The organism is Niallia sp. CD-39 (assembly GCF_059874745.1).
The window spans coordinates 120,402-132,557 of the sequence record NZ_JCBCPS010000006.1 but is presented as its reverse complement, the minus strand read 5'-3'; the positions used below and the strand labels follow the sequence as shown (position 1 = coordinate 132,557).

At 38.6% G+C, this 12,156-nt stretch carries 15 protein-coding genes; 1 reads left to right on the top strand and 14 read right to left on the bottom strand.

From position 1 onward, the window contains the following. Positions 1 to 13: 13 nt before the first annotated feature. The 4 genes from AC6F34_RS13995 to AC6F34_RS13980 form a co-directional block, all read right to left on the bottom strand. Positions 14 to 457, bottom strand: coding sequence for a cytochrome c maturation protein CcmE (locus AC6F34_RS13995; protein WP_500773179.1), 444 nt, complete (start codon positions 455 to 457; stop codon positions 14 to 16). After that, the gene (locus AC6F34_RS13990; RefSeq protein ID WP_500773177.1) at positions 444 to 1,418 is read right to left on the bottom strand and encodes a hypothetical protein; all 975 of its coding nucleotides are present in this window, start codon (positions 1,416 to 1,418) and stop codon (positions 444 to 446) included. The genes AC6F34_RS13995 and AC6F34_RS13990 overlap by 14 nt, the downstream gene beginning before the upstream one ends. 272 nt (positions 1,419 to 1,690) lie before the next feature. Further along, on the bottom strand, positions 1,691 to 3,061 hold the full coding sequence (locus tag AC6F34_RS13985) for a UDP-N-acetylmuramoyl-tripeptide--D-alanyl-D-alanine ligase (protein WP_500773176.1): 1,371 nt from the start codon (positions 3,059 to 3,061) through the stop codon (positions 1,691 to 1,693). Positions 3,062 to 3,123: 62 nt separating this feature from the next. Further along, positions 3,124 to 4,200: a D-alanine--D-alanine ligase gene (locus AC6F34_RS13980; protein WP_500773174.1), complete on the bottom strand. Its 1,077-nt coding sequence runs from the start codon at positions 4,198 to 4,200 to the stop codon at positions 3,124 to 3,126. A 402-nt stretch (positions 4,201 to 4,602) separates the two neighbouring features. On the opposite strand from AC6F34_RS13980, the gene AC6F34_RS13975 reads away from it, so the two are divergent. After that, a complete protein-coding gene (locus AC6F34_RS13975; RefSeq protein ID WP_500773172.1) occupies positions 4,603 to 5,766 on the top strand; it encodes a dicarboxylate/amino acid:cation symporter in 1,164 nt (387 codons plus the stop codon). Between the two features lie 212 nt (positions 5,767 to 5,978). On the opposite strand, the gene AC6F34_RS13970 is transcribed toward AC6F34_RS13975, so the two are convergent. The 10 genes from AC6F34_RS13970 to AC6F34_RS13925 all read right to left on the bottom strand — a co-directional run. Continuing rightward, complete coding sequence (locus tag AC6F34_RS13970; RefSeq protein WP_500773170.1) at positions 5,979 to 6,581, bottom strand: histidine phosphatase family protein; 603 nt, start codon at positions 6,579 to 6,581, stop codon at positions 5,979 to 5,981. A gap of 47 nt (positions 6,582 to 6,628) precedes the next feature. After that, positions 6,629 to 7,324, bottom strand: a complete 696-nt coding sequence (locus AC6F34_RS13965; protein WP_500773168.1) for an ATP-binding protein — start codon at positions 7,322 to 7,324, stop codon at positions 6,629 to 6,631. Next, positions 7,321 to 7,809 carry an ECF transporter S component gene (locus tag AC6F34_RS13960; protein WP_500773167.1) on the bottom strand — a complete coding sequence of 163 codons (489 nt, stop codon included), beginning with the start codon at positions 7,807 to 7,809 and terminating at the stop codon, positions 7,321 to 7,323. Before AC6F34_RS13960 ends, AC6F34_RS13965 begins: the two co-directional genes overlap by 4 nt. Before the next feature lies 1 nt (position 7,810). Further along, entirely contained in the window at positions 7,811 to 8,395 is a 585-nt protein-coding gene (locus AC6F34_RS13955; RefSeq protein WP_500773165.1) for a cob(I)yrinic acid a,c-diamide adenosyltransferase, read from the bottom strand. Beyond that, positions 8,392 to 8,838 (bottom strand): bifunctional adenosylcobinamide kinase/adenosylcobinamide-phosphate guanylyltransferase, encoded by a 447-nt coding sequence (locus AC6F34_RS13950; protein WP_500773163.1) that lies wholly within the window; start codon positions 8,836 to 8,838, stop codon positions 8,392 to 8,394. The genes AC6F34_RS13955 and AC6F34_RS13950 overlap by 4 nt, the downstream gene beginning before the upstream one ends. Further along, the gene (locus tag AC6F34_RS13945; RefSeq protein WP_500773161.1) at positions 8,790 to 9,401 is read right to left on the bottom strand and encodes a histidine phosphatase family protein; all 612 of its coding nucleotides are present in this window, start codon (positions 9,399 to 9,401) and stop codon (positions 8,790 to 8,792) included. The genes AC6F34_RS13950 and AC6F34_RS13945 overlap by 49 nt, the downstream gene beginning before the upstream one ends. After that, on the bottom strand, positions 9,359 to 10,150 hold the full coding sequence (locus AC6F34_RS13940) for an adenosylcobinamide-GDP ribazoletransferase (protein ID WP_500773159.1): 792 nt from the start codon (positions 10,148 to 10,150) through the stop codon (positions 9,359 to 9,361). The genes AC6F34_RS13945 and AC6F34_RS13940 overlap by 43 nt, the downstream gene beginning before the upstream one ends. Further along, on the bottom strand, positions 10,150 to 10,728 hold the full coding sequence (locus AC6F34_RS13935; protein WP_500773157.1) for a bifunctional adenosylcobinamide kinase/adenosylcobinamide-phosphate guanylyltransferase: 579 nt from the start codon (positions 10,726 to 10,728) through the stop codon (positions 10,150 to 10,152). The genes AC6F34_RS13940 and AC6F34_RS13935 overlap by 1 nt, the downstream gene beginning before the upstream one ends. Further along, positions 10,710 to 11,786, bottom strand: coding sequence for a threonine-phosphate decarboxylase CobD (cobD, locus tag AC6F34_RS13930; protein WP_500773155.1), 1,077 nt, complete (start codon positions 11,784 to 11,786; stop codon positions 10,710 to 10,712). The genes AC6F34_RS13935 and cobD overlap by 19 nt, the downstream gene beginning before the upstream one ends. Further along, positions 11,761 to 12,156, bottom strand: a 396-nt coding sequence (locus AC6F34_RS13925) for a cobalamin biosynthesis protein CobD/CbiB (RefSeq protein WP_500773153.1), incomplete at its 5' end; no start/stop codon positions are given. The genes AC6F34_RS13925 and cobD, both read right to left, overlap by 26 nt.

Genomic DNA, 12,156 nt, shown 5'->3' with positions numbered 1-12,156 from the left:
CTATTTAAATTGATTATTCGCTGTTAGAAAGGATTTGCTTATGTGCTTCAATATCATAATTTTCCATATCTTCACCTTCGTATTTTGATGGACATTTTGTCATTACTTTTTCTGCATGAAAAGTATCGTTCTCGTCCATAAAGCCTTCTATAAGCACAATAATGTCATTTGAGAAATTATCTGGTCTAATGCCTTTATGGTAAACTTGCAATCTCTCTTCGTTTTCATCATAGATTTCAAATCGTAGTTCTAACAAATCAGCATCCCATTCAATCGAATCCTCATTTAATAAGCCTTGAGTCATAATGTATTCATCCTTAAATTTGATTGAATCTTCCTTAAGCTCCGAAATTGAAATCTCCTTGCTTCCTGCACTCGGCATCGATGTAAAGATTAATATGAATAGCGCCGTGAAAATCATGATTATGCCAAAAGTCATTTTTTTATTTTTTGACATCGCTCTTCTCTCCCATCTTTTCAATTAAATGATGATATTCTTCTTCTGACATTTTTCCTTCCATTAGCATTAAACGTAATCTTTTTTTATGCTCTGGCTGAGATGGCTGCTTTTGCTTCTTTTCTTTGCCCTTATTTTTCTTTATGATTGCAATCATGACGCCGATGCCAAACATGATAAACACTCCTAGCGCCACGAGTATTTGCCACAATGGGATCAGCTCTTCATTCTGCTTCGCGGGTAATTGTTCTCCAGCTGATCCAACCATTGCTTCCATCATTTCACCTGTTGTCCTTTTTTCCTTCCGTTCATAACTGGCTTGTATAGATATTTCTTGGCCAGGGAGCATCTGTCTTTCTTGGTAGATAAACATATTAAGGTTATAAGAGTTTTTTTGATGACTTTCTGCAGCAGGCTCTAAACTGAATTTCTCAGTTTTTAACGGTTCAATGATCATTAAATTTAGTAGTCCAACCTGTGAGAAACTCTGAAATTGATATTCAAATTCTTTCTGATCTCCATTCATGAAAATCGCATCCGTATAAAACTCAATAACGAATTTATAAGCTTCCATCGGTCCAATCTCTCTATTAGTTTCCCATGCAATCGTTCTTTTCTTTTCATCCAATGTATACTCGATTTCATACATCTCCGTTAAGTCATCAGAATAGTCCGCAACAAAGCCGAGTTTGAAATTGTTATCCTCTGTTGGCAGCGGGATTTCTATCTGACCTTTTTGACTTTCTTCACTTTCATTTCTAAACGACCCATGGTAACCAATTAATAACGGAGGATTCTTTTTGTTCTCATCCTTTGGATGATAAGCATACTCTGGTAGGACTTGAATTGTTAGTTCCTCTAATATCAGCGGGTTGTTATTAGCGAGATCATCTGCAGTAACAGGAGTCACCTTAAATGCAAGGCCAATTAAAAGCACCCAAAAAATATGCCTAATTTTCAAGGAATCACACCTCTCTTTTTTATAATGAAACAACATTTTTTCCTCCATATACTACCGAACCAAACATATCACGCTAATAGTCGCCATTCTGTGAAATATATCACAAAGTAAAATGCAGGTTTGTGAACAATATTAGAACCTTCCTACATTTTCGAAAGAGCCCTGCCAATCTTCTTAAAAGCTCTCTCACTCTTAGGCACAAAAAACCTATTTTCACAAAGGAAAATAAAAAAATGCCTAAGAGTTTCACTCTTAGGCTTTTGCAGCTGCTGTTAAACAAGTTTATTAATAATCGCTTCTAGTTTAAGTGCTCTTGAAGCTTTGAAAAGAACAATTGTCTCACTATTCACATGTTTACGAAGCTCTTTAACAAGATCTTCTCCGTTCGTATAGGCAAATACATCACTTTCATTCATTACTTGCTTCGCTCCATCGGCAATGAGCATTCCAAGTTCACCATACGTAAACAATAAATCAACTTTGGAAGCGTCAATAGATCTTCCCATCTGTAGATGAAATTCCTTTTCCTCTGATCCTAATTCCAGCATATCACCTAATACTAAAATCTTTTTTGTATATCCAGGGAGATTAGCTACTAACTCAATAGCCGCTAACATAGATGTAGGACTAGCATTGTAGGCATCGTTAATGATTTTTTCTCCACTGGAGCCTTCTAATAGCTCCATTCTCATATTTGTTAACTTCACACCTTTTAATCCAACGTTCATTTCTGAAAACGATCGTTCAAAATGTATTGCCACCTGCATTGCTGCAAGCGTATTTAAAATATTATGCGTACCAAGTATTGGCAGGAAGAAGGTTTCCTCACTTTGATTTACTGTAAATTTACTTCCAATCGCAGTTTGCTCGATTGATGTTGGGTATAGATCATTGGCATCAGTTCGCCCAAACGTTTTCGTTGTCATGTTTTGGCTTTTACTCAGAACTTGATTAAGTAACGGTTCATCTCCATTGTAGATGACTACTCCGTTGTCTTTTAATCCATTAATAATCTCAAGCTTCGCCTCAGCAATTCCTTCTCTTGAGCCCAAGTCTAGCAAATGTGATTCTCCAATATTCGTAATCACAACAGCATCAGGCCTTGCTAATCGGCTCAAGAAATCAATTTCACCTTTTCCGCTCATACCCATTTCAAGGACAGCAATTTCTGTATCCTCATCTATGGACAAAACAGTTAAAGGAAGACCAATATGGTTATTATAATTCCCTTGTGTTTTTTGAACTTTATAGCGTACTTCTAAGAGATTTGCTACTATATCCTTCGTTGTTGTTTTCCCATTGCTCCCTGTGATACCGACCACTTTTACTTTGAGTTCATCTCGATACGCACGAGCTAGTTCTTGCAATGCGACTAACGTATCTTCCACAAGTAAGATGGGTAAATGCAATGGTGGGTTTGGGACGTCTCTTTGCCAAAACGCACAGGCTGCACCTTTTTTTATTGCGTCCTCAACGAAGCGGTGACCATCTGAATGCTCCCCTTTGAATGGGACAAACAAATTGCCTGGTTGTATATTACGTGAATCGATACAAACCCCTTGAACCATTTCGTTCTCAAAGGCTTGCACAGCATTTTCAACAGGAATCATATTCATGATTTGCTTGATTGTTCTTCTAATCATCGCTGCCTCCTTAATTCAATAAAACCGAAGGAACACGGCGATTTTAAGTCGCCGTGCTTTCCTTACATCGTATGTTTAATCTGTTGTTTTTCCTCGTGTCGTTCAATAGCAAGGTTCACCAGTTGTTCAATCAATTCTGGATACTCAACACCAGTATGCTTCCAAAGTAAAGGGAACATACTAAATGGTGTAAATCCTGGCATAGTGTTCACTTCGTTCATATAGATGTCACCATCACTAGTTAAGAAGAAGTCTGCTCGTACAAGCCCTGAACAATCCAATGCTTTGAAGGATTTTATCGCAATGTCTACGATTTGCTTATAATGTTCATCTGAAACATCCGCCGGAATGATCAATGATGTATCTCCGTCTTGGTACTTTGCCCTATAATCATAAAAATCTTTACTTGCCACAATTTCACCAGCAACAGAGCATTTCGGTTCATCGTTTCCTAACACACCAACTTCAATTTCCCTTGCTACTACCCCTTCTTCAATGATGATTTTTCGGTCAAATTGGAAGGCTTCAATAAATGCATTCTCTAATTCATTACGATTTGAACATTTGCTAATTCCAACGCTCGAACCAAGGTTCGCTGGTTTTACGAAGCAAGGGTACCCAAGCTCCTGCTCAACTTTTTCATAAGCAAGCTCTTTTTGCTTCTCCCATTCTTTACGTAAGAACCAAACATAATTCACTTGTGGAAGACCTGCCTGAGCAAAAATGTTTTTCATAATTACTTTATCCATTCCTGCCGATGAGGCAAGAACACCATTTCCAACATATGGAATGTTTAATAATTCCAGAAGTCCTTGTACCGTTCCATCTTCCCCATTCGGTCCGTGAAGTAAAGGCAAGATGACATCAAATGGTTGTTTGTCAACATCGTCAGTGAATAGTGTTGGAGCCAATGCCGTTGAAGCAATTGTTTCTCCTCCATCAAACGCCAATTCCTTCACTGTTTCCACAGGACCTAGTAATTCTTGACCCTTAATCCACTGTCCACTCTCAGAAATATAAATAGGATGTATGATAAATTTATCTGGATTTAACGCTTTTATAACGGCCATCGCTGTTTGCATCGATACGTGATGCTCCGCTGATTTCCCGCCGTATAATAAACCGATTTTTGTTTTCATTCGTTGAACCTCCATTTTAAATAACCCAAAATTATTTTACACTTTTTGTATTGAAACTTCCATTATGTTCTGATTAATGGCAAATATAATTAAATCGCCCATATGTATTGTATGAAGCAACGATAAAATCGGGTACTGATCACCCATATTTTTCACTAGTTCAATTAAAACATGATTCTATTAAAAATGGATAACAGACAAGCAATATTTTTATAACAATCGCTGGTAATTTGAGGATTTAAACGTACTATTATTCATTTAATGCCCATTCTCTGGAGGAATTTTTTATTAGCTGAATTATTTTACTATTCTGATATAATTATTATCTATTAACATATGAATGGTTATACGATATAATCCTCCTATTAAAAACAAATGTGCATTTTAGGAGGACAGATCATCATGAGAAAAATAGGGTTACTACCTCGAATTATCCTAGCCATTGCATTAGGAATTTTCCTTGGTTCTATTTCACCCAAATGGATCATACAAGGGTTTGCTACATTCAATGGGCTATTCGGCAACTTTCTTGGCTTCGTGATTCCACTAATCATCATCGGTTTCATCGCACCAGGTATTGGGTCTATCGGCAAAGGTGCAGGGAAAATGCTTGGGTTAACAACAGGCATAGCCTATGTTTCAACGATTATTGCAGGAATCTTTGCTTATACGGTTGCATCCTTTCTGTATCCAATACTCTTAAAGAATCAAAGCCTTACACGATTCGGAAATCCGTCCGAAGCATTATTGTCTCCCTATTTTGAAGTTGAAATGCCTCCAGTTATGGGTGTAATGACTGCTCTGCTTATTGCATTTACAATTGGACTTGGTCTAGCTGTTATTAATGGACAAACTTTATTAAATGTGATGAATGATTTTCAAGAGATTGTAAAGCTTGTCATTGAGAAAGTCATTATTCCATTATTGCCGATTCATATTATGGGGATCTTTGCGAATATGACACAGGGTGGACAAGTTGGAACAATTATGACGGTTTTTGCAAAAGTTTTTGTAATGATCATTGTTCTCCACCTTCTGTTTTTAACATTCCAATACACGATGGCAGGGATCACAACAAAAAGTAATCCATTCTTGTTGATGAAAGGAATGCTTCCCGCTTACTTTACTGCTTTGGGGACACAATCATCCGCTTCTACAATTCCTGTTACTTTAAAGCAGGTGAAAAAGATTGGTGCAAAGGAAAAATACGCGGACTTCGCGGTCCCTTTACTTGCTAACATTCATTTATCAGGAAGTACGATTACAATCGTCAGCTGTGGAATGGCCGTCATGATGCTATTAGACGGAATGCCTAGTTTTGTAAGTATTTTGCCATTCATTTTCATGATTGGAATTACAATGGTAGCAGCACCAGGTGTTCCTGGGGGTGCCATTATGGCAGCAATTGGTCTGCTTGAAACGATGCTTGGCTTTGATCCAACAATGGTCGCATTAATGATCGCATTATATATGACCCAAGATAGCTTTGGTACAGCATGTAATGTTACAGGCGATGGCGCATTAACATTGATTACCGAGAAAATGGCCAAGCCAAAAACTTCATAGAATGAACTTAAATGTAGACAAAGCTTATAACCAGCTTTGTCTACATCTCTTTAAATAGTACCTTAAATTAAGAGAAGAACGAACAAGCAACGACGTATGCGAGCGTTTGTCAACATGTTCCACATCTAGTTTTCTAAATAGGAAAACTCTTGAAAACACTTGTCAGGCTAAACACCGCACTCTTAGAGAAGAACCGATTAGAACAAAATGGTTCATTTAACATGCTCTGTACATGCTTCTAGTCTGATAGAGTTATTAGCATCGATGATCGTTAAGCTCGTCCCGTGAATATAAGGTCGGTCCCAAATTTGCTTAATTTCTTCTTTTCTACAAACAAGATAAAACGCTTTTATCACAACTGAGTGGGAAACGACTAATACATTACCTGTAACATTCTTGGATTTAAGGGATTTCATAAATGCCTCAACACGATCGACAACATCTTGAAAGGATTCTCCATCACTCATCTGAAAGTCTTGTGGGGAATTCCAGTATTGATCAGACAAGTCTGGCTCTTGCTCTTGAATCTCATCATGAGTGAGGCCTTGCCAACTCGCCAAATTCATCTCCATTAACTGTTCATCAATTTGAATTGGTACATTCTGATCTTTTCGTACATAAGCAGCTGTATCTAGGGCACGCTTGCTAGGAGATGATAAAACATATTGAAAATCAATTGTCTCTAATCTTTCCCCTAAAGACTTCGCATCTTGAATGCCTTTTTCTGTTAAAGGTGAATCCAAATGTCCTTGCATTCTCTTTTGAATATTCCATTCTGTTTCTCCATGTCGAACAACATATAAACAATAACTCATAATATCTCCTTATGTGAATCAATTTCATCACTAGATTTACTACGTATTTATAATATTGAATAAAAATGATCCTCTGCTGCTTTTTTGATTTTCCCTTCTTGCCAAAGAGGATACACAGCAATAAAACATGTAGAAGGTCCTGATGATTTTTTAGTATCTAGACAAGCAGGAAAGTCATCACCTAACAACGGAAGCTCGGTAAAAATTTGCGTTAATTCATAATAAATTCCTTTTGAGCCTACAGGTTGAACGAGTACATCCTTCATATGGACAATTTTATAAAAGAGGGATAATGGAGCAACTCTATGTTTATTCTCTATTACCTCTTGTCCGACTAGCGGCTGGCCAATGACAGCGATCCCTATATTGTCCCCCCACCGATACTCAGGTACTATTCTCTTCCTCTCACCGACAACAGTTAAACCAATTGCAGACTGCGAAAGTGAAAAGTTACTCTCAGAACTACCGGTTATTTGAATGGAACCTAGACCGATCTCCTCAATTCCTTGCCTTATTCCTTTCTCTAAATCCTCCCATGCTTCGTCTCCACAAAAGTTTTGCAGAATAACAGCGACTGGCTCACCTCCAGCGGCTATACATTCCATTACTGCAGTGCGAAATGAAAAGGAAGATACAAGATCATAAGGTGCCTTCACAACATCTGCTTCCTTCAACCCAATGGCTCCACTGTTATCAACAGCTACAATCAGTTGATCCCCAATGTTGATTGCATCCTTTTTCATCGATTCTCTCCGATGTGAAGGCGATTAAATACTCTGTTAACTTTAGGGATAAGAACGAGTGCAATGACAACGTTAAATATTGCTCCTAAAAACAATGATGGAAGTAGTGCAACATAGAAAGCGCTTCCGAATAAAAAGTAAAAAGGCACAGGGGCCACTAGTGTATTGCTTACAACAAAGAGGATTGAAGCTAGCCATCTATAACCATTGCGGTATACATATGCATATATCGCAACAAGTACAGCCATCTCAATAGCAATTATTACATGCATCGGTCCAAGTGGCATCCCCCCTAAGAACGCTGACAATAAATGTGCTAAAGAAGCAACAATCGCACCACCTAATGGACCGACAAGCACACTAGCCATTAAGGCTGGAAACATATCGAGAGCCACACTCGCTACAACTGCTGGTATTTTTAAGCTTGCGCCTACAACGGCTAAAGCGGTGAAAATACTAATCCAAGTGATGGGGCGTATATGCAACTCACTCTTCTCCCTTACGCTTTATTTCTTTGAAAACTTTCGCGCTACGCACATACTCTACATCCTTCAGTTGAAGTCTAGCATTTATTACTCTACCAACCGCAAAGAAATAATCAGATAATCGGTTCAAATATTTAAGTGCTACTTCTGGTGTATCAGGGTCAGCTTTAGATAATGAAACGACTAAACGTTCTGCTCTTCTAGTGACAGTTCGAGCAATATGAATGGATGCCGCTGCTGGAGCACCCCCGGGCAAAATGAATCTCTCAAGCTCTGGAGCCTGTGCTAGACATTCGTCAATTCGTTTCTCTAGGTAGTCTACAGCTTCTTTTTCTAGCTTGTATTGTTTCTTCTTCATCACGTTCGCTAAATCTCCGCCACAATCAAATAGTTCATGTTGGATTTTCTCTAAATCAGATAAGATGTCTTGAAAAAGAGTAGGATCTAGTTGTGAGACAGCCTGCCCAACAAAACAATTGGCTTCATCCACTGTTCCGTATGCCTCAACTCTAATATCATCCTTATCTACTCTCCCCCCAATTATGCTCGTTTGTCCTTTATCACCTGTACGTGTATAAATTTTCATTGAACATTCTCCTTTATTGTTTGATTTAACCCATACCAAATGAGGTCGACTTTTCTTGCTTTACCAACAATGTCTTGAAAAACCCAACCAGCTATATCTCTCCATAAACGCTCCTCTGCATCAATTGGCACAATTCCCTTCGTTATATCACTTCCAATAACGATAATGTATCTTCCTTGCTCTTCTGCCTCCCATTGGAGCCACTCTTCTATTATTCTATTCCACTCTGATCGAACATTTTCCTTTGATCTTGCCCGTAGACTCTTCATAATCCATGTCTCTATACCTTCTAAAATGACAAGTTGCGGCAATAAGTCTTCTAGCTTTAGTAAATCTTCATTACGGTATGCAGAAACCCATAAATGCTCCCGCTGATCAAGCTCATATTCCTTGTTTACCCATTTTGCTTTTCCATTAAAGGAACCTCCCGTAATGAAATGCATCGCTGCCCCCTCCTTACATCAGCTATTGAAAATTCAAGCTCATATCCTGAATCATGTGGGATGTTCCACTCCCAAAAATCTTTTTTTGCAGGTGCATATTTTGCTAATAGGTAGCGAAGAACTCCACCGTGACTAACAATGGCAACGTTAGATAATTTGCTGTTGTTGATTTCTTCTAGAATGTTTTGAAATGCTTCATCAATGCGTTGTGAAAAGTCAGCAAACTTTTCGCCATTCTGTGGAAAATTCGTAAACGGATCTTCTATCCAGTTACGATAGGATTGTAGATCCTTTAATTCTTCATATGTATGCCCTTCGAAATCTCCAAAGTTCATCTCACGCAAACCTTTACAATCAATAAACTCAATTCCGGGAAACAAAATGGAGGCCGTTTTCATACAACGATTCAAATCACTGCTGTATATGCGATCATATCCTCGCTTCAATGGTTTTTCCTTTCCTGTAAGAAGCAGGGGAGAATCCAACCATCCAAGATACGCTTTCCTTTTATTCTCACTCGTTAAAAAATGACGAAATAATGCAATAACCAGACGATCATCCATAAAAACAGCTCTGCTCCTTCCGTCCCAGCACCTAATAAATCACCTGTGATTCCTCCAAAATGCTTTTTCATTTTATGAATGGCTAGAAGTATATAGGCAATAGCCATTGCAATCATCATGAGATAAACAAGAATCATTTCAGGTTGATACACAATCAATAAGCATCCGATGAACGAAGTAAATAACAGATAATAACCGAGCGTCCCTTTATGAGCGGCTTTTTGAAAGGTCGCAGCAAGCCCTGTCGGTTTAACGGCTTTAATAAAAAGCAAGAGCAGACCCATCACTAATTTCCCGAAAAAGGGTATGAGCAATACAATCGGATAGAGGAGCTTTGATTCCATTAATACAAGTTCGTACATAAAGAAAAACTTTGATGCCAATAAAACGATGACGGAAAGGACAGCAAACGCACCTGCTCTTGGATCATCCATGATTTCTAATCTTTTCTCACGGTCACGATAAGAGAAATAAGCATCACTTGCATCCATCCACCCATCTAAATGGAGACCACCAGTAATTACGATTGAAAGGAGCCATAGTATAAAAGCAATGGTTAATGAAGAAAAAGGTGACCACTCCAGTAGAGGATAGGTCACCCCTAAAAGAATAAAGCCTTGAAATAAACCGAGGAGTGGAAACAGTCGGATTGCATAGTTAAGATTCTCTGCTTCCATTGGCAATGTACGATGAACAGGAATGGAAGTAAAGAATTGGAGATTTATAAGCCAGCCAATTATCCATTTCATCAGTAATCTCCACCGTTCTTTTGCAATATTGGAACACCACTTTCAACCAAATAAGCTTTTGATGATTTTTCCACAATCCACTGATGCAGATTGCCTAGCATTCTTTTATATTGAAGAACAAATGTTGAAGCACCTACTGGTTCATTTAATACTTCATTGCTGACAATAACAAGTATGTAGCAGCTGCTCGAGACAGCTTCTATTGCCTTAGTCATCTTATTGAACAACCTTTGTTCCATTTCGTCTTTATCCCATTGATCACCCAAACGAAACAATTCATTGTTCAACCATGTCGTCACACAATCAAGCAAAAGCACATCACCTCTTGAGAACCGCTTAGCCACAGACTCTAGATGATAAGGAACATCCCAGCTTGACCAGTTAGCATCACTCGTCTCACGGTCTTGCTGATGTCTACGCACTCTTTCATTCATTTCTTCATCCATCACTTCACTCGTTGCTAAGTAATGAAGCCGCTTCCCATATCTCAAAGCGAGATCAATTGATGTTGCTTCTGCAAAGCGGCTTTTGCCACTTCTCACACCACCAGAGATAAAAATTATCTTTCCATTCGCCATGCGCACATCACCTCCATTAGTTTCGAATGTGCTTCTGATGATTGGATTGCAAACCTAAGCCATCTTCCATCTAATCCGGCAAAATTATACGTATGCCTTGGAATGATTCCTCTTGATAGCAAATATTTTAGCAAAGGCAGCTGATCGTCCAATTGCGGATCTCTTACTAAATAGAAATTCACTTCAGATGGAGAATAGTTGAATTGATACTCTCTAAAAAAAGAGAAGAGTGCCTTTCTTTCCTTTTCGATATGTTGAACGGTCGTTTCAATAAAGTTCTCATCTTCAAGGCATAGAAGTCCGGCTCTCAACGCAATTCCATTAATATTCCATTGTGGCTGATACATTTTCATCGATCTTATAACTTCTTCTGATGCTAGAAGATAACCTAATCGCAATCCTGGAATTGCATACATTTTCGTGAGTGAACGAATAACCATCAACTTAGAATAGGCTGGTAGAAGATCAGCAACGGACGGTTGATTTTTTATAAAATCGTAAAATGCTTCATCAACTATACACCAAACATTTTTCTTATGACATTGTTCAATGATTTCCTTGAGCCAAGCTCGATTTTTATGTAATCCCGTTGGATTATTTGGGTTGCAAATAAAGAGCGCGTCTACCGAATTCAGGTATTCACTTAATCTATTCTCGTTCCAATCCCATGTATCCAGATTCAACGGCAAAGAATAAACGGTTGCACCGTGTGCCTCGCATGCCTCCCGATACTCAGAAAACGTTGGTTCTAACAATAATACTACTTTATTGGCTAAAAACTTTCCTATCCACGCAATACATTCTGCTCCACCATTCCCAAGTAAAATAGACGATGGTGAAAAATGTTCAATGCTTGAGATGCGCTCAATTAATTCAACACCATGTGGATCTGGATACTGAGTAATTTCATTATATAAATCCATCCAATTATCTTTGATCATGCGCGGAGGCCCTAGTGGATTGATGTTCGCGCTTAAATCAATGGAATCAACCTGATGTTCGATTGCTAGTGTGTTTAATAAATAATGTGGATTAGCTCCATGTGATGGCCACTTCAATGAGTAACCCCCCTACCCATAGAAATAATAGAAATAGTGCAACAGTCCTTGTTACAATATGATTTGCATCTAATATGTGCTGAGCCTGCAAAGGATGAAGTACCTTCCCCATCTTCGCTCGCTCAGATCGAATGCCTTTATAATGATTCACTCCACCTAGTTGGATCCCTAGAAGATAAGCGACTGCCGCCTCACCCCAACCACTATTAGGGCTTGGGTGTTTTCGTGCATCTTCCTTAATTGCCTTCCAAGTTAACATGCGGCTTAAGTGAGCCGGTCGCTTCATCAGCACCATACATAGTGAAGTTATTCGACTAGGAATAAAGTTGAGCAGATCATCTAACTTGGCTGAGGCGTAGCCGAAGTTTGC

Excerpts from the sequence above, each read along its gene's own strand:
- AC6F34_RS13995 (WP_500773179.1), bottom strand. The coding sequence starts at position 457 with ATGTCAAAAAATAAAAAAATGACTTTTGGCATAATCATGATTTTCACG.
- AC6F34_RS13985 (WP_500773176.1), bottom strand. The coding sequence starts at position 3,061 with ATGATTAGAAGAACAATCAAGCAAATCATGAATATGATTCCTGTTGAA.
- AC6F34_RS13980 (WP_500773174.1), bottom strand. The coding sequence starts at position 4,200 with ATGAAAACAAAAATCGGTTTATTATACGGCGGGAAATCAGCGGAGCAT.
- AC6F34_RS13975 (WP_500773172.1), top strand. The coding sequence starts at position 4,603 with ATGAGAAAAATAGGGTTACTACCTCGAATTATCCTAGCCATTGCATTA.
- AC6F34_RS13970 (WP_500773170.1), bottom strand. The coding sequence starts at position 6,581 with ATGAGTTATTGTTTATATGTTGTTCGACATGGAGAAACAGAATGGAAT.
- AC6F34_RS13965 (WP_500773168.1), bottom strand. The coding sequence starts at position 7,324 with ATGAAAAAGGATGCAATCAACATTGGGGATCAACTGATTGTAGCTGTT.
- AC6F34_RS13955 (WP_500773165.1), bottom strand. The coding sequence starts at position 8,395 with ATGAAAATTTATACACGTACAGGTGATAAAGGACAAACGAGCATAATT.
- AC6F34_RS13950 (WP_500773163.1), bottom strand. The coding sequence starts at position 8,838 with ATGCATTTCATTACGGGAGGTTCCTTTAATGGAAAAGCAAAATGGGTA.
- AC6F34_RS13945 (WP_500773161.1), bottom strand. The coding sequence starts at position 9,401 with ATGGATGATCGTCTGGTTATTGCATTATTTCGTCATTTTTTAACGAGT.
- AC6F34_RS13940 (WP_500773159.1), bottom strand. The coding sequence starts at position 10,150 with ATGAAATGGATAATTGGCTGGCTTATAAATCTCCAATTCTTTACTTCC.
- AC6F34_RS13935 (WP_500773157.1), bottom strand. The coding sequence starts at position 10,728 with ATGGCGAATGGAAAGATAATTTTTATCTCTGGTGGTGTGAGAAGTGGC.